The following is a 21074-nucleotide window of genomic DNA, read 5'->3' as shown; positions in this document are numbered from 1 at the left end:
TCAGCTGTCCTTGCGGAGGGCGTGGGCGAGGAGATCGAGGAAGGAGCGGTTGATCAGGCTCGTCTCGGCGGGCCTGAGCGGGCGCCGGGACAGCATCGCGGCCTGCCCGTACAGGGCTTCGGCGCTGGTACGGGCCAGCTCCGGCTCGGCGATGGCGGCGGCGGTGCGGACCAGCGGGTTGAGCTGGTTGAGGATCAGCTGGGCGCGCGGGACCTCCTGGCGCAGGGCGCCGAGAATGTCGCCCCACACCCCGCCCTGCTGCTCGCGGGCCAGCTGGGAGCGGGTGCGCTCGTGCCGGGCGTCGCGGCTGTCGATGAGGAGCGCCGGGGCGGAGGCGGGCTGGAAGGTGCGCAGGGCGACGTCGCAGTCGAAGACCGCGAGGGCGTCGCGGGCCAAGGCGAGGTAGGGCGCCGCGGCGAGCTCCGTCTCGCGGTCGACGGGGTCCAGGTGGGCGGTGAGCGTCGCCGGGTCGAGGTCGGCGACGCTCACCTCGGGCCGGACCTCCGGGAGCCGGTGGACCAGTTCCCTGTCGTACGTGTAGCCGCCGTTGACGACGCCGAGCCCGGCGGCCGAGGCGATCGCCGCGACCTGCCGGAACTCCTCCACGCTGGAGGTCACGAGCACGGTGCGGTGCTTGCGGGCGAACTCGTCCAGGGTGGCGGAGCCGTCGGTGGTCTCGAACGGGATCCAGGGCAGCAGCATCCGCAGGATCTCGTCGTCGTGCACCGCGAGCGATTTCACGGCCAGGTGGTGCGCGCCGAGGAAGCGGGCGAGCAGTTCCGGGTCGCTGGCGGCGATGCGGGAGATCCAGCCACGCAGCCGTTCCGCGAGGGCGTCGCGAACGGCGGCGAGGGTGTCGTCCTCGTACAGGGACTCCCGGGAGGCCGTGGGGCGCAGGCTTTCGGCGTCGACCACGCAGCGGACGAAGAACGCCCAGTCCGGCAGGATCTCCTCGGCCTGCTCCGACAGCAGCATGCCCTTGACGTGCACGCGGTGGCCGTGGCGGCGGCCGGTCGGCACCGCCTCGGGCAGCACGCAGGCGATGCCCTTGAGTCCTACGGCGGGCAGGTCGAGGTCGAGGGTGTCCAGCGGTTCGAACCCGAAGACCTCCCTGCCGTAGGCGGCCAGGGCGCGGGAGCGGGCTCCCGGGGTCGGGTGGGTACGGGCCCAGGGCGCGGGCTCCGGGTTGATCCGCGCGGCCGGGCCGCCCTTGCCGTCGTCCACCGTGACCGGGTGGCGCAGCAGGGAGCCGAAGTGCCGGGCCAGGGCGGCGACCTGGGCCGGGCGGGTCCACTCCCCCGCGTCGGCGCGCGGGGTGAGCGTGACGGTGGTGCCGGGGTCAGGGCGGGCGGAGGCGGGCAGGGTGCGGACGGTGTAGCTGCCGTCGCCGCGGCCCCGCCACTCCACGGCGGGTGCGTCCGGGGTGCGGGCGGAGCGGCTGAGGACGTGGATCTCGTCGGCGACGAGGAAGCAGGAGAGGAGTCCGATGCCGAACTGGCCGATGAAGTCGCCGCGCTGTTCGGCGATCCGTTCGGCGCGCTTGCTGCTCCGGCCGATCGTGGCGAGGAAGGCGTGGACGTCGGTCTCGGTGAGGCCGACGCCGTCGTCCTCGACGCGCACGACGTCCCCGTCCGCGTACAGACGGATGCCGAACGCGTCGGCTGCGGCGCCGGGTTCGAGGCTGTGCCGGGCGGTCAGCGCGTCCACGGCGTTCTGCAGGAGTTCGCGCAGGTAGACGCGCGGGCTGGAGTAGAGGTGGTGGGAGAGGAGGTCGACGAGGCCGCGCAGATCCACCTGGAAGGTGCGGTCGTCGCCGGTCTGGCGCGGGGCGGTGTCGGGCGAAGTCATCAGGCAGTCCGGAGAGGGAGGAGCGGGTGAGGGGGTGCGGGCCCGGACGGCGGGCCCCGGGGCCTGTGCGGGGTCAGGCGCGGCGCTGGTGGCGGGCGAACTGCTTCTCGGGTTCGCCGAAGTAGGCCCACGGCCAGCTGGTGAAGGCTCCATCGAGGGTATGGAAGACCCGCTTCGCGGTCTGCCGTTCGCCGGCCAGCGAGAGGGCCATCGCGAAGATGTTGAAGTCGCCCTGCCAGCCCGGGCGCCGTTCGTAGGCGGGGTGGAGGATGCTGCGCTCGGCCGCGCGGCGCAGCTCCGTCCGTATCTCGTCGGTCTTCAGGCAGCCCGACTCGTCCGACTCCACCCAGTCCTCAATGTGCGCCATGGGTATCACGCAGCCGATCCGGTCGCCTTCCGGCGCGTCGGCGTACGCGTCGCGGGCGAACCGCAGGGCCTGGCCCGGCTCACCGCCCCAGCGGGGCTGCAACTGGGAGATCCAGTCGATGTGGGTCTCCAGGTCCAGCGGAGCGCGGCGCAGGGCCGCGTCGAGCCGGGCCTCCGTGATGTCGGCGCCGAGGGACATGCCGCGGCCCGAGGTGAGAAGCCTGCGCCACGGTGTGACCCACTCGGGCCGCAGCTCGGCCGCTTCGAGCAGCTGCTCCTCACCGATGCGGAGCCGTTCGTGGAAGACCCGCCACTGCCCCTCGGTCACCTGGGACGCCCGGGCGGCGGTGCGCGCCTCCCAGCCCCACTGGATGTGGCGTGCCCCCGCGATGAGCAGCGCGGTCGCCCGGTGCTCCTTGTCCTCGTCGGCCGCCCGGCCGATCCAGTCCTGCACACCGTCGAGCTCTTCGAGTTCGTTGAGGATCTGGTGGTCGCGGCCGAGGTCGAAGGGCGCCAGTGCCGCCTTGACCGCCTCCCAGTCCCCCACCCGGGCGGCCTCCACCAGGGCGAGGACCCGGGTGTCCCCCAAGGCCCGCAGGGTGTACATCCCGTTCTGCTTGCGCGGGGCGGGAAGCGCGTGCGGGCCGGCCGCCGGTCTCTCCTCAGCCCTGCCGAACAGCTTGCCGAACATGCCGCGCCCTCCCCTGGTCCCGCTTGATCGTTCGGAGCAGCATAAGCGGCCCCACCGACATCGGTTCCACAGGGCCTTCACGACTGCTCCATACGTCCGGCACCGGCGCGGATCCGGCCCTTCCTCAGGGCCGCGCCGCCGCCAGGGCCTCCTCGAACTCCCCGTACGCGTCCGCGTCGAAGAGCACGAACCGCACCTCCTCGACGGGTGCCGCGGCCTCCGCCAGCACGGTGCGGACGGCGATGCGGGCCCCGTCGTCCATGGGCCAGCCGTAGACACCGGTGGAGATCGCGGGGAAGGCGACGGTACGGGCCCCGAGTTCCGCGGCGACGCGGAGGGATTCGCGGTAGCACGACTCCAGCAGGGCCGAGCGGTCCTCGGTCCGGCTCCACACCGGGCCGACCGTGTGCACGACCCAGCGGGCGTCGAGCTTTCCGGCGGTGGTGGCGACGGCCTGGCCCGTGCGCAGCCCCTTGCCGTACCGCGAGGCGCGCAGTTCCCGGCAGGCGGCGAGGATCGCGGGACCGCCCCGGCGGTGGATCGCTCCGTCCACTCCCCCGCCGCCGAGCAGCGAGGAGTTCGCGGCGTTGACGACGGCGTCGACGGACTGGCGGGTGATGTCGCCCCGTACGAGGGTGACGGTGACGTCGGAAGGCGTGCTCATGCGGTCATCATGCCCTGGCTCTCCCGGCTGCGCGGGAGTTGTCCGGCGGCGTTGTCAGTCCCCGGTGCTAGCTTCCCCACTATGGCGAATCGTTCGTATCTCTACTCCGCCGACTCGGTTCCGAGCGACGCGGACATCCCGCAGCGCATCCGCTGCATATCCGAGCACAACTGGGACATCCCGCTCGCGCACAAGCTCCTGGCGGGGCACGGGACGACGGTGGTCCCGTCCATGATCTGGAACCACCCGATCTGCATCGCGGCGGATTACGCCGACGGGGCGGCGCTGCTCCGCGACCTCCTGCGCGCGGTCGGCCACGGCCTGGAGGACGATGCCGAGTTCGCGGAGTGCGTGGCCAGGACCACGGCCCATCTGGAGAAGCAGGAGGCGAAGTTCTTCCTGCTCGAAACGGGCGAGATCGTCTCGATGACCGACGACGATCCGGCGGAGAGCGTACGGCGTCTGGCGTCCGAGGACGTCCCCGAGGCCGTCGCCCTCGCCGAGGCGGCGATCGCCGGCCGCAACGACGCCTGGCTCGCTTCCGTACGGGCTGACTGGCAGCGGCACTTCGCGTCGTTCTACGCCGACGCGCTCTACTTCTCCTTTCCCGAACCCACGGACAACTGACAACGGGAGTACGTGATGGCGACCGGGTGACATCGCGGCCCACTTCGACCACTACGCACTGTTGCCCGAGAGCGGGGAGTTGGTCCAGTAACGTCTTCGAGGTCGCGTCGGAGGAGCGGGCGTTGGAGATCCGCCGCCCGTATCTCCGCCGTTCCGGGCCCCGGCGGTGTGCCCACGCAGCAGCCGGTCGAGGTGCGGCGGGTCACGGCCGACGAACACGGCGAGCTGTGAGCCGGGCGGGCGGCACGTCTGCGGCACGGCGGGACGGAGTGACCCGTACGGGAGCCGGAAGTCGGGGCGAAACGATCTTGCACTGATCCAATCGGCTGTAAACGGGGCGCGGCCTTCATCATGCGCCGCGCCGCTGCCGACACCACGGGCATGACTTCCTCCTCTTCACGACGTTCCAGGACGCTCGCGCTCGCAGCCGCTTCGGCATGTGTCCTGGCGGCAGCGGGCACGGTGTCCGCATCCCCGTCCCCAAGCACCCGCGCCGCCGCTACGTCCTGGGTGGTGTCCCTGGGCGACAGCTTCATCTCCGGCGAGGCCGGTCGCTGGTCCGGCAACAGCAACGAGTCCGGCAGCGGCTATGCGCGCACCGACCGGGCCTGGGACCCGGATGCCGGAGCCAGTGACCCGCACCGGGTCTACGGCCCCTCCTACGACAGCGGCTGCAACCGCTCCGACGTGGCCGAGGTCCAGTCGCTCACGCTGGACGTGCACCGCCTCAACCTCGCCTGCTCCGGAGCGACTTCCACGGCGGTGCTGCTGCCGGAACACGGCGGCAAACCGTTCAAGGGCGAACCGTCCCAGGCGGGGCAGCTCCAAAAGGCGGTGAACGGGCACCCGGTGCGCGCGGTGGTGGTGTCGATCGGCGGCAACGACCTCGGCTTCTCCGACATCATCACCGCCTGCGCGAGCAACTTCGTCAAGCCCTTCGGCGGCTCTCCCTGTACGCCGACGGCGTCCCAGCAGGTCGCCGAGCGCCTGCCGGACGTCCGGCAGGCGGCGGTCAACACACTGGCCGATGTGAAGACCGCCCTCGCCCGCGCCGGACACCCGGCCGGCTCCTACCGTCTCGTCCTGCAGTCCTACCCGTCCCCGCTGCCCGACGCCGCCCGCCTGCGCTACCCCGGCGAGAAGTACGACCGCCTCACCTCCGGGGGCTGCCCGTTCTTCGACAAAGACCTCACCTGGGCGCACGACGACCTCGTGCCCCGTATCAGCACCACCCTGGCGGGGGCGGCCCGCGAAGCCGGCGCCGAGTTCCTCGACCTGTCGCGCTCCTTCGAGGGGCGCGAAGTGTGCTCCACCACCACCCGGCAGGCCGACCTGGCCCACCCGCCGAGCGGCGCCACGAGCGAGTGGATCCGCTTCGTGACCAGCGGCGCCGGCCAGGGCCAGCAGCAGGAGTCCCTCCACCCCAACAGCTACGGGCAGCAGGCTCTCGGCACCTGCCTGACCCTGCAGCTCCAGCAGCCCGCGGGCGACCACCGCTGCACCAACACCCCCGGTCGCGGGCCCGGCGCGATGCGCCTGGGGCCGGTCGCCTGACGCGGAGCCGGGGCGCCCGCCGGCGGCCTACGGCGCGATGCGGGCGAGTGAACCCGTCTCCAGCGCGGTCCACAGGGCGCCGTCGGGGCCGACGGTGATGCCGTGCGGTTCCGAGTCCGGGGTGGGCAGGTCGTAACCGGTGACGGAGCCGTCCGGAGTGATCGTGGCGACACGGTTGGCGCCCCACTCGGTGAACCACACTGCGCCCTCCCCGTCGACGGTGACGGCGTGCGGCCGGGCGGCGCGGTCGGGCAGCGGGAACTCGGTGATCCGCCCCTCGGGGGTGATCCGGCCGATCCGGCCGGCGGCGATCTCGGTGAACCACAGAGCGCCGTCCGGACCCGCCGCGATACTGACCGGGCCCGCCGCCTCCGTCGGCAGGGGGTGCAGGGCGATCCCGCCGTCCATGCCGATGCGCCCGATGGCGTTGCCCTGATTGAGGGTGAACCACATCGCGCCGTCGCCCCCGGCGGTGATCGCGGACGGGAACGCGCCGCTGACGGGGAGCGGGTACGGGGTGACGTCGCCGTCGACGGTGAGGCGGCCGATGCGGTCGGCGGCGGTCTCGGTGAACCAGAGCGCTCCGTCCGGGCCCGCCGCGATGCCGAACGGCCCGGAGCCGGAGCCCGGTACGCCGAACTCGGTGATCGCGCCGTCGGTGGTGATCCGCCCGATCCGGTCCGCCCGGTACTCGGTGAACCACAGCGCGCCGTCCGGGCCGGGTGCGATGACGGTCGGCCCGCTGTCGGGGTCGAGGCGGTATTCCGTCGGCCGCTCGCCGGGGACGAGACGGCCGATCCGGCCGCTGTGGACGAGGGTGAACCACAGGGCGCCGTCCGGGCCCGTGGCGAGGGTGTACGGCCCGGCCTCGGGGTCGGACACCGTGTGCTCCTCGATCGATACCGGGGTCGCGTCGTGCACAGGGCTTCCTCCGTTCGTACTCGGTGGCGGGGCCGGGACGTGTTCGCGGCCCCTCAACGGCTGTCCGCTGTGGTGGTCTTCGGCGTATCGGTAGACCGTACCGGCGCGGCCGCGCCTTCCGCGGGCCTGGACTTCGTCAGCCACAGGCCCGTGAACACGGCGGTGGCCAGGGTGATGGCACCCGCCGTCAGGAAGGCGCTGTCGAGGCCGGTCTCGAAGGACGCCCCGCCGGACTGCCGGGCGCGGACCACGGCTCCGAGGACTGCCACGCCGAGCACCGCGCCGATCTGCCGGGTGGTGCTGCTGATGCCCGAGGCCAGGCCGCCCTCCTGCGGGCTGACGGCCTGGATGGCGGCGCCGGTCAGCGGGGACATCGTCAGGGCGAAGCCGATGCCCACGACCGCCAGGCGCCACCACACGTTCCCGTAAGCCGTGTCGGCGTGGACCGTGCCGAGCGCCAGCAGTCCGAGGCCGGCCAGGGCCAGGCCGGCGGTGACCACGACGCGGAAGCCGTGCCGGGCGGCGAGGCGGCCCGCGTACGGGCTGACGATCACCATGGCGAGGGTGGCGGGAAGGGTCTGCAGCCCGGCGCGCAGGACCGAGCTGCCCTGGACGTACACGAAGAACTGGGAGAAGAAGAACGTCGAGCCCATGAGCGCGAAACCGACCACGACCATGGCGGTGTTGGAGACGGTGAACAGGCGCTCCCGGAACAGCCGCAGCGGCAGCATCGGTGCGCGGCGGCGCGCTTCGACGGCCACGAAGGCGGCGAGGAGGAGCACCGCGGCGGTGAAGCTGCCGAGGATCGGCGGCGACGACCAGCCTCGCGTCCCGCCCTCGATCAGCCCGTAGGCCAGCGCCCCCACACCCAGGACGGACAGGGCCGTCCCGGGGACGTCGAGCGCGGGCGCATCCGGATTGCGGGTCTCGTCGAGATGGCGCAGGCCGAGCAGGAGAAGGACCGCGCCGATCGGCACGTTGACCAGGAAGATGGCGGGCCAGCCGAAGGCGTCGGTGAGCACACCGCCCGCCACGGGGCCCGCGGCCAGACCGACGCCGCTCAGTCCGGCCCACAGCCCGATCGCCTTGACGCGTTCCTGTGGCACGGGATACGCCGCGGCGAGCAGCGCGAGCGAGGCGGGGCTGAGCGCCGCCCCGCCGATGCCCTGCAGCACCCGGCCCGCGATCAGCCAGCCGAGCGAGGGCGCGAGGCTGCACACCACCGAGGCGACGGTGAACACGGCGACGCCGGTCAGGTACACGCGTTTGCGGCCGAAGCGGTCGGCGAAGATTCCGCCGGACAGCAGCAGCATGGCGACCAGCAGGACGTACGCGTCAACGATCCATTGCAGGCCGGTGAGTTCCAGGTGCAGGCGGTGCTGCATGTCGGGCAGCGCCGCCCCCACGATCGTGTTGTCGAGCAGGACCATGAACTGGCCCAGACAGGTCACCGTGAGCAGCAGGGCGCTGTTCCGCCGGCTGCCTGCGGTCGCTTGCGATGCGGTGATGGGATTCCCTCTCCCCCGTGGGACGCGCCCGGCCGTGGTCGGCACGGGTCGCCGTACAACTCCCTAACGCAGCCGTTGACTGCGTTAGTCGACAGTACGCGCAGCCGATCCACAAACGCAAGTAGTTACTGCGTTAAGGTGGACGCATGGAGGAGCAACAGCGAGCCCGGCGGCCCGGTGGGCGCAGCGCGCGGGTCGGCGCGCAGGTGCATCAGGCCGTCACCGAGCTCATCAGCGAGCGCGGCTACGGAAACTTCACCGTCGGCGAGGTGGCGGCCCGCGCTGGCGTGGCCGACAGCAGCATCTACCGCCGGTGGGGCGACCTGGAGGCCCTGCTCTGCGAGGTGGCCCTCACCCGCCTCAACGCGCGGTCCCCCATGCCCGACACAGGGAGCCTGAACGGCGACCTGCGGACGTACGCCGCCCAGGTGGCCCGGGAGATCACCGGACCCGAGGGACCGGCGGTCCTGCACCTGGCGGTCGCCCTGGCGAACGCGGGCGAGCGGGGCGTACAGGCGCGCGACGCCCTCCGGACCGAGCGCACCCGGCAGTTGCAGTCCATGCTCGACCGCGCCCACGACCGGGGCGAGCCCGCACCCGACGCGCTCACCGTGCTGGACTACGTCCTGGCCCCGATGTACAGCCGCGTCCTGTTCGGCATGGGCCCGCTCACCCCGGAGTACGTCGACGGGCTGGTCGACCGGCTGCCGTGACGCCGGTCCGGTGGCCGAATACCGGTGACGTGAGGGGGCGTCACCCCCACACTGGTCCTGTAACGATCAGCGGCCGCACCATCCACGGGGGAAGTTCATGACGGACCACGAAGACGCGTACCGGCCCCCGGCGGACCGCCCGCCGCAGGGCGCTCCGTACACCCCGCCGGCCGGGGTCTTCGGGCCGCCGCCTCCCGCGGACATCCCGCCCCAGCACTCCCCGTACGCCACCCCGCCCGGGGCCTTCGGGCCCCCGCAGGACGTGCCGCCGCCGCGCTCGCCCTACGGCCCGCCGCCGCCGTACCCGTACGGGCCGCCGCAGTACGGGCCCGGGCAGCCACCGCAGTACGGCCCGGGGCAGCCGCCGCCCGCCCGGCGCAAGCGGCTGCTGCTGCTCGGCGGGGTCGGGGTGCTGGCTGCGGGGCTGGTGGCCGGGCTGCTGGTCTGGCACGGGGGGCCGGGGTCGGAGGACCCGGTGGCCAAGCGCGACCTCAAGCCGTACCGGCAGGCCGTGGCCGCGCTGGCCGACGCCCCCGGTCTGCGGTACCGGGACTCCGGTGACGACCCGGTGAAGCGGGACATCACCGTCACCGCGTCCGGCAGCCGCTTCGGCGCCGTGGAGGTCGGGAGCTCCGGACTCGCCCGCGAGGTCCTGCACATCGGCGGCCGGACCTTCACCCGGGCGAAGGACTCGGTCTCCGGGGCGTGGGCGGCCGCCGACGAGAGCGACAGCGTCACGCAGGAGACGGTCGGGCACATGCCCGCGCCGCCCGACCTGGCGACCGCGCTCTCGAAGGCGCTCGACCGGCTGGAGGGCACACCGGCCCCCAGCGAGTCCGCGCAGCCGCCCGCCGTCGACGGCACCCCGGCCCTCGCGGTAGACACCTCCGCGGGCCGGCTGCTCATCACGAAGCAGAAGCCCCACCGGGTGCTGCGCCTCGAGTCGTACGGCCCCTCGCGGTCCGGAGGGACGTCGGGCGGCTCGGCCGAAGCGGCCTCCGTCCGGCAGGCGGCCGCCATCGTGCGGGCGGATTCCGAGGACGAGGATCCGCCCGAGATCCCCGAGTTGACGGACGGCCCGCTGGCGGACAGCGATTCCGCGGGGCTGGACCTGGCTCCGGTCGCCGAGGACGCCATCGACCCCATGTACGACACGCTGGAGAAGCAGACGGAGGAGCTGAAGAACGCCACCGACAGCGGCATCGCCCTGACCCTCAGCAGCGGCGGAACGGTCAAGTGCGGTTCCAGTGGCTGCACGGCGAAGAACAGCTTTTCCGGACACATCACCACCAGCGCCAAAAGCCGCCTGATCAGCGGCAAGGTCACCGCGGTGATGACCGCCTCCTTCAGCATCGACGGCAAGTCCGCCGGCCGGTGCACCAGTCCGCAGAGCTCCTTCGCGGTCTCCGGAACGTCCGTCTCGGGCAGCCTGTCCTGCTCCAACCCGGGCGCCGGGCCGACCTTCTCCTCGGTCGAGGCGCAGAAGAAGAACGAGGCGCGCGCCCGTTCCCGGGCCAGTGGCGGCCGGCGCGTCGAGTACCGGATCCCGTACCGCGCCGACACCCTGATCAACGCCTACGCCCTGGCGAAGACCGAGGTCAAGAAGCTGGTCGACAAGGTGCGTGAGGAGCGCGACACCGGCGGCTGCGCGCTCGGCACCTCGGCCTCGGGCGCCTCGGCCCGCTCCGGCGGAGTCACCGAGCCGGCCGGGCTGTTCCGCTCCACCGCCCCCGTGCACCACCGCCTGTCCGCCTGGGCGGGATTCTTCTCCGGTGCCAAGTGCCCCGATGCCAAGGCGGTGAAGGCCGCCGAGACCGTCACCGAACGGGCCGGGGACGGCAAGGTGCGCAAGTCCAGCAACTACCACCCCCACTTCAGCGACGAACGCGTGGCGGAGATCCTCAAGGCCCCGGACGCGGTGTACCTCTCTCAGGGACAGCGAGGGAACCTCATCTTCCGGAAGGGCGAGGACATCGTGGTGACGAAGGGCCCGGGCGCCGGGGCGGGCGACGTCATCACGGGCTACGGCCCCTCCGGGAAGAAGGGCGAGTCCGGGGCCAAGGCCTTGGGCGGCTCGCCCGACGATCCGCAGCCGCCGGTGACCCACGAGGACATCGTGAACGGGAAGATCCCCGACACCAAGGGCGGCTATCTGCCGGCCGCGAGGCGCATCAAGTGAGGCGACGACCACGGTGAAGGTCACGGTCGGCGACGGCATGGCCGCCACGACGACGGGCAGCCCCCTCGCGTACACCCCCCGCTTCGACTTCCGCGATCTCCAGTTGATTGTGGCGGAGTACACGGACCCGTCCGGGCGCGAGCGGGAGCTGTCGGAGACGTTCGGCAGCATGCGGTGGCTGTGGTCGCAGGACGAGTACGTCCGCTTCGACCGCGACACCCGCGAGCTGCGCAGTCTCACGTTCTTCGTGCCCGCGCGGTGCGTCTCCGCAGCTGCGGATCGTGGGCCGCGAACGCGGGCGGCCGGGCTCCGCGCGGACGACGTCGGGGAGTTCGGCATGCCCCAGACCGCGGTCTTCCACTGCGGCGCCGGGGCCGGTGCGCTGACCTGCCTCGTGGACGTCCGCCTTTTCGACAGGGAGCCGGACGCGCGGCTCGGGGTCGCCCCCGATGTGGACCTCCTGGTGTACGAGGGGTCGGTGGCCGGGTGGAGCCTCGGCGATCCCGCGCGGTACCTGACGGACGGGTTCACCGAGCCCCCGTCCGGCCCGCCGGCGCCCGCCACCCGACTGCGGCTGGCGGAGTGCCTGGAGCTGGTCTCCTCGCCGCTCGTGGACCGGGTCATGGACAGCGACCCGGAGGCGTGGCAGCGGCTCCGGGTGGTGGAACGCGCTCTGCGCGAGCAGCGGGAGGACCGGGGCCGGGCGGACGTCCTGCACGCTGTCATCAGCCGCCTCATCGAGGATTACGAGGGCTGAGACGGGCCCACTTTGACATGAACACGCCTTTCCGTGGATAGGGTCATGGAGTCAGTCCGTCCCCGCGAACCCCCGTACGGGAAAGGGAAGCCATGAGACTCTCCCGGATGTCCGGTGTGGCAGCCTTCGCGCTGTCCATGCTGCTGGCCCTCACGATGTCGCTCATGTCCGCCGGGCCCGCCGAGGCGGGGCAGACGGCCATCCGTGGCGCCGATCCCAGCGTGCTGCGCGTGGGCGGAACGTACATCTCGGTGCAGTCGACGGGCGGCGGCATCAGCGTCCGGCAGGCGTACTCGACCGGCGGCCTGGCCTCCGCCGCGGCCCGGCAGGTGTGGTCGGACACCGGGAACCTGGGCGAGATCTGGGCTCCGGAGATCGTGCGGGACGGCGGCCGCTACTACATCTACTTCTCGGGCGGCCGGGGCGCCGCCCACCGCATGTACGTGATCAGCTCCGCCACCCCCGACAGCGGCTACACCGCCGCGACGAAGCTCGCCCTGCCCGACGACAAGTGGGCGATCGACGGCACGATGTTCACGTTCAACGGACAGCGCTGGTTCGTCTGGTCGGGCTGGGCCGGCACCACCAACGTCGAGCAGAACCTGTACATCGCGCGCATGAGCAGCCCGACCACCCCCACGGGCGCCCGCTACATCATCTCCCAGCCCAGGGAGAGCTGGGAGCGCGTCGTCGGCAACCCCTTCATCAACGAGGGTCCCGAAGCGATCAAGGACCCGAACGGGCAGCTGCACATCACCTACTCCGCCAACGGCAGCTGGAGCGACCAGTACTGCATCGCGGAACTGCGGCTCCGGGCGGGCGGTGACCCGACGTACGTATGGGACTGGTACAAGTCCAACGGCTGCCTGTTCGGCTCCAACAGCGCGACCATGATGGCCGGCTGGGACCCCACCCTGTACGTGAACGGCCCCGGCCACCACACCTTCGTGCTGCTCGACGGCGACATCGCCACCAGTCCCCCGGCCGGGCCCATCTTCCCCCTGATGTTCCACGCGGTGCCCAAGGGAACCCCGTACAGCTGGGAGAACCGTTACTGGTACACCGGCTCCTTCTGCTGGTGGGGCAACACCACGTACAGCCGCGCCAACGTCCCCGGGCCGAACACCGACACCGGGTACAGCCTCAAGTTCTTCGAGTGACACCGAGCACCTCGTGGATCCGGTCCGCGGTGGCACGCGGGCGGAACACGTAACCGTTGTGGCCGCCGGGGAACGTCTCCGGCCGCGTCCCCAGCGCACCGGCGAGAAGCGCGGCACAGGTGTACGTCCACAGGTGGCGCGACTTCTCGCCGGCGGCGGCCACGACGCGTACGGGCGAGCCGGCGAGCGCGGCCGGGTCGAGGACATGGGCCCTGATCGCCGGCAGGTCGTAGGTGAGCAGGACCTCCATGCTCCGCAGGCGGTCAGGCCCGGGAGTGCGTGGCGGGAGGTCCGGCTCGGAGTCGGCCGGGTCGATGTCGAGATCGGCCGCGAACCGGCGCATGGCCGCCTCCGCGCCCTGCGCCCGGAAGGTCTCCTCGACGGCGAGCAGCCGCCCGATGCCCTGCGCGGGCTCCGGAAGCAGTCGCACGGCAGGCGGTTCGTGGGCGATGACCGCCGCGACCTGCTCCGGGTGACGGGCGGTCAGTTCCAGGGCGACGAGGGCGCCGAGGCTGGTTCCGTAGACGCGTACGGGCTCCGGTGTGAGGCTGCGGAGCAGGCGGGAGGCGTCCTCGGCGTGGGTGGCGAGCGTCTTCGCGGGGGCGTCGATGGTGCTCCCGGAGAGGCCGCGCCGGTCGTAGGTGACGACGGTGTACCGGTCGGCGAGCTGGCGTGCCAGGGGTTCGGTGGCGTCGATCCCGTGGTGACCTCCGGCGACGAGCAGGAGCACGGGGCCTTCGCCGCGGACGGTGTGGCGCAGTCGCGCGCCCGGAACGGACAGCGTGGATTCCCTCATCGTGCGACCGCCGATCGGTTTGCCGGACAGGCCCCGGACGGGCCCTGTGCCGATCGTGCCGCCGCTCTCCTCCGGCCGGGAGCGGAGCGTTTCACCTAGGACCGGCGGTCCCAGGATGCGGCGGCCCGGGCCCGATATCCTGAGCCCGACATGACACCGAAGCGTCCAGAGCTGGCCGATTTCCTGCGCCGGTCCAGGGGGCGGCTGACGCCGCGCGACGTCGGGCTGGCCGAGGGGCCGAGGCGGCGGACGCCGGGGCTGCGCCGCGAGGAGGTCGCCGTCCTCGCGGGGATGTCCGCCGACTACTACATGCGGCTCGAACAGGCCCGTGGGCCGCAGCCCTCGGTCCAGGTGCTCGCCGCGCTGGCGGGCGCGCTGCGGCTGACCGAGGACGAGCGGGACCATCTGTACGTGCTCGCCGGGCACCGCCCGCCGGAGGGCGCGCGGGCCGGCGGCCACCTGCGCCCGGGCCTGCGGTATCTGCTGGACCGGCTGGACGGGGTGCCCGTCCAAGTGGTCAGCGACCTGGGCGACTTGCTGGCGCAGAACGACCTGGCGCTCGCGTTGTTCGGCTGCGTCTGCTCGGTCGCGGAGGAGGACCGCAACATCGTCCTGCGCTGGTTCACCGATCCGGTGGTGCGCGGCCACTTCGCGGCCGAGGAACACGAGGAGCAGGCACGGCAGTTGGTGGCCGACCTGCGGGCCGCGACGGCCCGGCGCGGGGACGACGCGGCCTCCCGGTCGCTGGTGGCGCGGTGCCGGGCGGCGAGCCCGGATTTCGGCGCGCTGTGGGACCGGCACGAGGTCGCCGTACGGCGGTCGCATCCGTACCGGCTCGTCCATCCTGACCTGGGCAGGATCGATCTGGACTGCGAGGTGCTGGCCACCCCTGCGGCGGACCAGCGCCTGCGGATCTTCACGCCGCCGCCCGGAAGGGCCGCGGTGCTGGACGAGTTGCGCGTACGCGGTCCGCGCCACCTGTGCGAATGACCCGTCAGCCGTACATCGCGACCCGGTACAGGGCTTCGAGCGCCGCGTCGATGGGGTGCGGCTGCGGCCTGCCGGAGGCGTCCAGGGTGTTCCACCGCTGGAGGTTCACCGCCACGGCCAGCTGCCGTTCGCCGTCGGCACGGGTCATGGCCAGGGTGCCGCCGCCCCAGACCGTGCCGCCGTGGCCCCAGAAGGTGTCCTGGCCCGGTGTCTCCATCGGGTGCAGTCCGAGGCCGTACTCGATGATCCGGCCCTCCTGGGAGATGACCGGGTGGGTGCGCCGCATCTGGTCCAGCGAGGACCGGGTGACGATCTTTCCGGCCAGGAGCTGGGCGTAGAAGAGGTTCAGGTCGGCGACGGTCGATATCAGGGAGGCCGAGGGGCCCGTGAACGACATGTCGTAGACGCTGTAGTCGCGCGGCGGGTCGATCTTGCCCAACCACGCCTCGTAGAGCCGTGAGTGCGGTCCGTCGATCTCCGGTCCGGTGGGGAACGCGGTGTCCGTGAGCCCGGCGGGCTCGATGACCTCGCGGGTGATGCACTCCTCGGCCGTGGTGCCGCTCACCTGTGCCAGGAGTTCGGCGAGCAGCAGGTAGTTGGTGTTGGAGTACAGGCCCGGCTCACCGCCCGGAGCGCAGGCGGCCGGCGCGTCGACGCCCATGGCGATCAGGTCCGTCCGCTCCCACCGCGTGTACCGGTGGTCGTCCAGGCTCTCGGGCCCGGTCTCGGCGATGACGGGGAACGCCTTGAGCGAGGGATAGGCGTACGGAAGGTACTCGGCGAGGCCGCTGGTGTGGTCGAGCAGCATCCGTACGGTGATGGCCTCACCCCGCTCCCCCGGCACGAGGGCCGGCAGGTAACGGCCGACCGGCGCGTCGAGCTCGATCCGGCCGCGCTCTGCCTGCCGCAGGACCGCGGCGGCGGTGAACGTCTTGGTGACGCTTCCGACGCGGTGGCGCATACCGGCGTCGACGGGCCGGCCGGTGGCGGTGTCGGCGACCCCGGCGGCACCGCGCCAGACCCGGTCGCCGTGCCGGACCTCGGCGAACAGGCCCGGTATACCCGCGCGGTGCACGTTCTCGATGGCCTCGTCCAGTGCCGCGGAATCCAGTGGGTTCTTCACGTCGTGCGTCCCTTCGTAACCCCCGGGACCGGCGGTCGCACACGCCGGCCCACCTCCTGCCGGGCCGCCCGGCAGCTCATGCACCCCATTATGCACGCACCGCGTGCAACACCAAGTGCATGGGCTAGGCTGAAGGTCGGCGAGAGGAGCGACATGGCAGGCCGAAGGCGCTGGACGAGCGAGGAGATCCTGGACGCGGCGGCTGAACTGCTGCGTACGAGCGCGACGGAGTCGTTCAGCGTGCGAAAACTGGCGGCGGTCCTCGGGACCGACTCGTCGAGCCTCTACCGGCACTTCCGCAGTAAGACGGAACTGCTGCGCGCGGTCGCGGACCGGGTCCTGCTGACCGCCATGGAGGGCTATCGCCCGGAAGGCGACTGGAAGCAGCGCCTCATGACCCTGGCCCTGCGCGTGCGGGACGCCTTCCGCCTGCAGCCGCAGCTCGCCGCGGTCTGGGCGCGTTACGTGTCGAGCGGCGCGGGTTCACGGCTCGTCGTGGAGGAGGTGCTTCAGGCACTGCGCGCCTCGGGGCTGGCCGACGAGGAGATCCCGGTGCGCTACCACCGGATCGTCGTCCTCATCGCCTCGCTGATCGCCTCGGAGGCCGGTGCCGACACGCTCACGCCGGAGGAGCGCGAGCAGGGCCAGGAGCTGTTCCGGGTGGCGGTCCTGGGCGCCGACCCCGAGCGCTTCCCCGCCCTGGCGCACTTCGCCCGTGACCTCCGCCCCCTCCAGACGGACCACCAGGCGGCTTTCGAGGACATCCTCGCGGCCCACCTCGGCCACATCGAGGCTGTCGTGCGCGCCGGCTAGCGGGCGCGCGAAAGGGCCGGGGCGGCGGCTCGTCGTCCGTCGCTCCGGCCCCTCGTCGGCGCAGGGGTTACGAGTGCCCCGGCGCGGCGGGTTCGGCGTTCGCCTCGGCCTTCATCGCCTTGGCCTCGCTCTTGAGAATGCGGGCGGACTTGCCCAGGGAGCGCGCCATGTCGGGGAGCTTCTTCGAGCCGAACACCATGATGACCACCAGTGCCACGATGAGCAGGTGCCACGGTTCCAGACCGTTGCGGAGCATCACGTCACCTCTTTCCTTCGTTGTCGTCCGCGTGCGGGGCCACACCCGTACAGCAGACACCTTAGGCGCCTGAGCTGTGAACCCTTCGGGCAGGTGGGACGGGTCGTGCCCCCGCCGTGCTACTTCAGGTGCCGGGCGAAGAAGTGGGCCGCCGCGGCCCCCGCGTACGCCGGGACGCCGGTGTGGCCGCCCATGTTGGCCTGCAGCGACTTCTCCTTCGAGCCGAACGCGTCGAACAGGTCGAGCGCCGCCTGCCGGTCGTTGCCCTCGTCGTCCCACTGCAACAGGACGTGCACCGGGATGGTGAGCCGGCGGGCCTCGTCGTACGTGGTGCGCGGGATGAAGCTGCCGGCGAAGAGGCCGACGGCCTCGATGCGCGGGTCGACCGCCGCGAGCCGGACGCCGATGGAGATCACACCGCCCGAGTAGCCGACCGGACCGGTGACCTCGGGGAGCGCGAGGATCGCGTCCATGGCGGCCCGCAGCTCCGGGACCGCCTGGTCGACCAGTGGGAGGACGACCGCGTCGATGATCGCGTCGGTGACCGGCTCGCCCGCCTGCAGGGCCCGCCGCATGTCGGCGCGGGCCCCGTCGAGGGCCGGCAGCCGGGGCCGGTCGCCGCAGCCAGGGAGTTCGATGGCGGCCGTGGCGAAACCGTCCGCCGCGGATTGCCGGGCCCGGTCGGCCAGACGCGGGTACATCCGCTCAAGGCCGAGCGTGGGGTGACCGAGGAGGATCAGCGGCACCGGTGCGGACGCCGAAGCCGACTCGGGCGTCCAGAGGATGCCCGGGATGTCATCGAGGGTGAAGGAGCGTTCGAGTACGCCGTCGTCCAGGCGCTGCTCGGAAATGAAATGCATGATCGTGCCTTTCGGGAGTGCACAGAACGGCGCTCCCGGACGACCTGCCTATCGCCCGACCGTGACCCCGGAGGGGAGCACCCATGTCGTTACTGCGTTCACGGGTACCACCTCCTCGTTCCTTCGCACGGCCGGGACGAATGTAGCAGGGGCCCCGGCGGTCGCCTAACGGGTTTCCGTACGGGCCCGCCGGCCGCGCACGGCGGCGGCCACCAGGGCCACGGCGATCCCGGCGAACGCCCAGGCACCCAGAATCCACAGGGCGCCCGTGGTGTTGTTGCCGTCGAAGTAGACCGTGTTCCGGACGACGGTCGTCCCGGCACCGGGTGGCAGGGCCTGGCCGATCGCGGCCCAGAAGGGCGGCAGCAGGGAGGCCGGGTAGACGCCGCCGGAGCTCGGGTTGCCGAGGATCGTGAAGATGAGGATGGTCAGGCCGAGCCCGATCGTGCCGAGCAGCGACTGAAGCGCCACGCCCACGGCTCCGGAGGCGAAGACGACCAGGGTGCCGATGCCGACGAGCTCCCAGAAGGCGCCCGGCAGACAGTGCAGCACGGGGCCGACGATGATGGCCCCGCCGATTCCGGAGATGAAGGCGTACGGCACCATCGCCGCGAGCCGCACGATGGAGCGCCGGAGCGTGGGGCGCTTGGATCCGGCCGCCATGTTCAACGCCGAGGCGGCGAGGTATCCGCCGATCGTCCAGCTGAGCACCAGGTAGAACGACGAGAGTCCTCGGCTGTCCCCCGCGGCGGGCGGGTGGATGTCGCGTACCGTCAGCGCCCGGTTCTGCGTACGTTCCACTGTCGCCACGACCTTCGCGGCGGCGTCGGACGCCGAGGGGCCGCCGGCCGAGGCGACGAGCAGCGTGTCGGTGCGCCCGGTCACCGCCACGATCAGCGCGGCGTCGGTCTTCCGCTCCATCAGCCGGGCCCTGGCCTGCGCGCGGTTCTGCACGGCGGTGACATGCACCGGGTCGCCAGGCAGCGAGTTGAGCCGGGCGACCAGGTCGGCCTCCACAGCGCGCGGGGCGACCAGGGTGATCGGGATGCGGTGCGGCTTCGGAGCGTGGAACGCCCCCATGTACGAGAGGGCGAAGCCCAGTTGGAGCAGCAGCACGCCCACCATGACGAGCACGGCTCTGGTGGTGATCGCGTCCCGCATCTCCGCCCATGCGCCGACCTGCGCCGTCGAGCCCGTTGTCTCCGCCACGTGACGTCCCCGCTCTCAGCCGTGATTGACCGGTGCACCCATTCCGCCGACATCCTCACGCCGGGCCCGCGTGTCACGGAGAGAACACGCATGGCCGGTGCCGTACCCACCCGTTCGGCCCAGCACCGGCGGGCTTGCGGTCCGGTCACTCCTGCCGTGCGAACCGGCGGGCGGCCCAGAGCAGCGCCCCCGCGCCGCTGATCAGGAGCAGGGCCGCCTCCACGGGGAGCGGGAGCGGGTGGCCGGCCCAGGTGATGCCGTCGGCGGCCGCCCCGCCCGGGGCGCGCAGGGCGATGCTGCCGCGCAGCATGTCGACTCCGTAGGCGAGCGGGTTCACGGCGGCCGGCGCGTGGGTCCAGCCCGGGAGCGCCTGGAGGGGGAAGAAGCCGCCGGAGAGGAACAGCAGGGGCATCATCAGCACGCCGAGCAGCGTGTGGAACGTCTCGGGTCTGCTCAGGCTCACGGCCAGGGTCAGGGCGAGGGCGGTGATCGTGAAGGAGATCAGGGCCATGCCGGTGAGGAGCAGCGCCAGGAGGAGCGGGTCGTAGGGCAGGCCGACGAATCCGGCCAGGCTCAGCAGTACGGCGCCCTGGATCGTGGCGACCAGGGTGCCGCCCGCGCAGCTGCCCAGGAGCAGGGTCGTCCGGCTGACCGGGGCCATGAGGAGTTCGCGCAGATAGCCGCTCTGGCGGTCGGTGATCAGGCGGATGCCGACCAGGATGGCCGGGGTCTGCACCGTCATCATCAGCATGCCGGGGAACAGGTAGGTCTGGTAGCCGACGCCGAGCGTGGCGTGGGGGATGAGCCTGGCGAGTCCGCCGCCCAGGATCAGGAGGTACAGCACGGGGTGGAGCAGCATCAGCGCGGTGTGGGCGCGCTGGCCTGCCAGGCGGAGGAGGTCCCGGTGGATCAGGCCGTGGACCGCGCGCAGTTCGTGCCGTAGCCGGGCGGGCGGTGTGCTGCCCCCGGTGCCGGTCGGGTGGAGCGGAAGTGCGGTCATCGGCCACCGCCGGGCTGGGTGCTGTGGATGCTGCGCCCGGTGTGGTGGAAGAACACGTCGTCCAGGGTGGGCGGGGTGGCGGACGCGGCGCGGACGGAGATGCCGTGGCTTTCCAGGGTCGCGCAGAGGCGGGGAATCCAGGAGCTGCCGTCGGGCAGCCGCAGGCAGATCCCGTCGGCGTCCCTGGTCACGGCGTGTCCGCGCGGGAGCAGGCGGTGGACGACGCGGTGGGCTCGCTCGTCCTGGCTGGTGCGCAGCACGACGCGGTCGTCGCCGATGGCGGCCTTGAGCGCGCCGGGCGCGCCCTGGGCGACCAGCCGGCCGTGGTCGATGATGGCGACGCGGTCGCAGTTGGCCGCCTCGTCCAGCTGGTGGGTCGTGATGAAGAGCGTGCTGCCGTTCCGCTCCCGCAGGGCGTGGAGGTGGTCCCAGATCTGTGCGCGGGCGTGGGGGTCGAGGCCGGTGGTGGGCTCGTCCAGGAACAGGATGCCCGGTGCGTGCAGGAGCTGGCGGGCGATTTCCAGGCGGCGGCGCATGCCTCCCGACAGGGTGCGTACGGGTGAGGAGCGCCGGTCGGTGAGTCCGGCCACCTCCAGCACTTCGGCGGTGCGCCGGCGGACGTCGGCGCGGCGCAGGCCGTAGAGGCGGGCATGGATGCGCAGGTTCTGTTCGGGTGTCAGGTCCGGGTCGAGGGCGCTCTGCTGGAACAGCATGCCGACGCGCTGCCGCACCTGGTGGGGCTGGGTGCGCACGTCGGCGCCCGCCACCGTGGCGTGGCCGGCGGTGGGGCGGGCCAGGGCGCAGAGCAGGGCGATGGTGGTGGACTTCCCGGCGCCGTTGGGTCCGAGGAAGGCGAAGGTCTCGCCGCGGTGGACCTCCAGGTCCAGGCCGTTCACGGCGTGCGTGGTGGTGCCTTTGGGCCCGGGGTAGCTCTTGACGAGGCCGCGGGTGCTGATGGCGCACTCGGGCGGGCCGAGGGCGGCGGGGGTGTGCTCGGGGGCGATTTCCTCGCCGCCGGTGTGAAGGCGCATGGTCCGGT

At 72.4% G+C, this 21074-nt stretch carries 20 protein-coding genes; 8 read left to right on the top strand and 12 right to left on the bottom strand.

The window, feature by feature from the left end; translation table 11 throughout:
• The 3 genes from AMK18_RS07435 to AMK18_RS07425 all read right to left on the bottom strand — a co-directional run bounded on the left by AMK18_RS07435 (position 1) and on the right by AMK18_RS07425 (position 3569).
• Positions 1-1848, bottom strand: coding sequence for an HSP90 family protein (locus AMK18_RS07435; RefSeq protein WP_073862138.1), 1848 nt, complete (start codon positions 1846-1848; stop codon positions 1-3).
• A gap of 73 nt (positions 1849-1921) precedes the next feature.
• Positions 1922-2905 carry a hypothetical protein gene (locus AMK18_RS07430; protein ID WP_018104888.1) on the bottom strand — a complete coding sequence of 328 codons (984 nt, stop codon included), beginning with the start codon at positions 2903-2905 and terminating at the stop codon, positions 1922-1924.
• Positions 2906-3029: 124 nt separating this feature from the next.
• Complete coding sequence (locus AMK18_RS07425; RefSeq protein ID WP_018104889.1) at positions 3030-3569, bottom strand: O-acetyl-ADP-ribose deacetylase; 540 nt, start codon at positions 3567-3569, stop codon at positions 3030-3032.
• A gap of 81 nt (positions 3570-3650) precedes the next feature.
• Between AMK18_RS07425 and AMK18_RS07420 the strand changes: the two genes are divergently transcribed.
• Together AMK18_RS07420 and AMK18_RS07415 are read left to right on the top strand one after the other, a co-directional pair.
• Positions 3651-4196, top strand: a complete 546-nt coding sequence (locus tag AMK18_RS07420; protein ID WP_073862137.1) for a DUF7822 domain-containing protein — start codon at positions 3651-3653, stop codon at positions 4194-4196.
• A 513-nt stretch (positions 4197-4709) separates the two neighbouring features.
• On the top strand, positions 4710-5750 hold the full coding sequence (locus AMK18_RS07415) for a GDSL-type esterase/lipase family protein (protein WP_241836480.1): 1041 nt from the start codon (positions 4710-4712) through the stop codon (positions 5748-5750).
• 27 nt (positions 5751-5777) lie between these two features.
• Here AMK18_RS07415 and AMK18_RS07410 read toward each other — a convergent pair whose 3' ends face one another.
• Positions 5778-6671: a Vgb family protein gene (locus tag AMK18_RS07410; RefSeq protein ID WP_073862135.1), complete on the bottom strand. Its 894-nt coding sequence runs from the start codon at positions 6669-6671 to the stop codon at positions 5778-5780.
• A gap of 53 nt (positions 6672-6724) precedes the next feature.
• Positions 6725-8179 (bottom strand): MFS transporter, encoded by a 1455-nt coding sequence (locus AMK18_RS07405; protein WP_073862314.1) that lies wholly within the window; start codon positions 8177-8179, stop codon positions 6725-6727.
• Between the two features lie 146 nt (positions 8180-8325).
• Between AMK18_RS07405 and AMK18_RS07400 the strand changes: the two genes are divergently transcribed.
• From AMK18_RS07400 to AMK18_RS07385, 4 genes are all read left to right on the top strand, one after another.
• Complete coding sequence (locus AMK18_RS07400) at positions 8326-8892, top strand: TetR/AcrR family transcriptional regulator (RefSeq protein WP_073862134.1); 567 nt, start codon at positions 8326-8328, stop codon at positions 8890-8892.
• Positions 8893-8989: 97 nt separating this feature from the next.
• Positions 8990-11071: a hypothetical protein gene (locus AMK18_RS35145; protein ID WP_073862133.1), complete on the top strand. Its 2082-nt coding sequence runs from the start codon at positions 8990-8992 to the stop codon at positions 11069-11071.
• Positions 11072-11084: 13 nt separating this feature from the next.
• The gene (locus AMK18_RS07390) at positions 11085-11828 is read left to right on the top strand and encodes a hypothetical protein (RefSeq protein ID WP_073862132.1); all 744 of its coding nucleotides are present in this window, start codon (positions 11085-11087) and stop codon (positions 11826-11828) included.
• A gap of 92 nt (positions 11829-11920) precedes the next feature.
• Positions 11921-12988, top strand: a complete 1068-nt coding sequence (locus AMK18_RS07385) for a glycoside hydrolase family 43 protein (protein ID WP_073862131.1) — start codon at positions 11921-11923, stop codon at positions 12986-12988.
• Here the strand turns inward: AMK18_RS07385 and AMK18_RS07380 are convergent.
• Positions 12972-13784, bottom strand: a complete 813-nt coding sequence (locus tag AMK18_RS07380) for an alpha/beta fold hydrolase (RefSeq protein WP_073862130.1) — start codon at positions 13782-13784, stop codon at positions 12972-12974. The genes AMK18_RS07385 and AMK18_RS07380 overlap by 17 nt on opposite strands.
• A 150-nt stretch (positions 13785-13934) precedes the next feature.
• Here AMK18_RS07380 and AMK18_RS07375 point away from each other — a divergent pair, with 150 nt between their 5' ends.
• Positions 13935-14774: a helix-turn-helix transcriptional regulator gene (locus tag AMK18_RS07375; RefSeq protein WP_073862129.1), complete on the top strand. Its 840-nt coding sequence runs from the start codon at positions 13935-13937 to the stop codon at positions 14772-14774.
• Between the two features lie 4 nt (positions 14775-14778).
• Here AMK18_RS07375 and AMK18_RS07370 read toward each other — a convergent pair whose 3' ends face one another.
• Entirely contained in the window at positions 14779-15897 is a 1119-nt protein-coding gene (locus AMK18_RS07370) for a serine hydrolase domain-containing protein (protein WP_073862128.1), read from the bottom strand.
• A 153-nt stretch (positions 15898-16050) separates the two neighbouring features.
• Between AMK18_RS07370 and AMK18_RS07365 the strand changes: the two genes are divergently transcribed.
• Complete coding sequence (locus tag AMK18_RS07365; RefSeq protein ID WP_018104901.1) at positions 16051-16710, top strand: TetR/AcrR family transcriptional regulator; 660 nt, start codon at positions 16051-16053, stop codon at positions 16708-16710.
• Between the two features lie 67 nt (positions 16711-16777).
• Here the strand turns inward: AMK18_RS07365 and tatA are convergent, their stop codons facing one another.
• The 5 genes from tatA to AMK18_RS07340 form a co-directional block, all read right to left on the bottom strand.
• On the bottom strand, positions 16778-16969 hold the full coding sequence (gene tatA, locus AMK18_RS07360) for a Sec-independent protein translocase subunit TatA (protein ID WP_018104902.1): 192 nt from the start codon (positions 16967-16969) through the stop codon (positions 16778-16780).
• A gap of 116 nt (positions 16970-17085) precedes the next feature.
• Positions 17086-17826 carry a dienelactone hydrolase family protein gene (locus AMK18_RS07355; protein ID WP_073862127.1) on the bottom strand — a complete coding sequence of 247 codons (741 nt, stop codon included), beginning with the start codon at positions 17824-17826 and terminating at the stop codon, positions 17086-17088.
• Between the two features lie 165 nt (positions 17827-17991).
• Positions 17992-18987, bottom strand: a complete 996-nt coding sequence (locus AMK18_RS07350) for a membrane protein (RefSeq protein WP_018104904.1) — start codon at positions 18985-18987, stop codon at positions 17992-17994.
• A gap of 193 nt (positions 18988-19180) precedes the next feature.
• On the bottom strand, positions 19181-20035 hold the full coding sequence (locus tag AMK18_RS07345) for an ABC transporter permease (protein WP_073862126.1): 855 nt from the start codon (positions 20033-20035) through the stop codon (positions 19181-19183).
• The gene (locus AMK18_RS07340; protein WP_073862125.1) at positions 20032-21066 is read right to left on the bottom strand and encodes an ABC transporter ATP-binding protein; all 1035 of its coding nucleotides are present in this window, start codon (positions 21064-21066) and stop codon (positions 20032-20034) included. The genes AMK18_RS07345 and AMK18_RS07340 overlap by 4 nt, the downstream gene beginning before the upstream one ends.
• Positions 21067-21074 lie beyond the last annotated feature (8 nt).

This window comes from Streptomyces sp. CB01249 (assembly GCF_001905735.1).
GTDB lineage: Bacteria > Actinomycetota > Actinomycetes > Streptomycetales > Streptomycetaceae > Streptomyces.
This window is presented reverse-complemented; position numbering and strand designations above follow the sequence as displayed.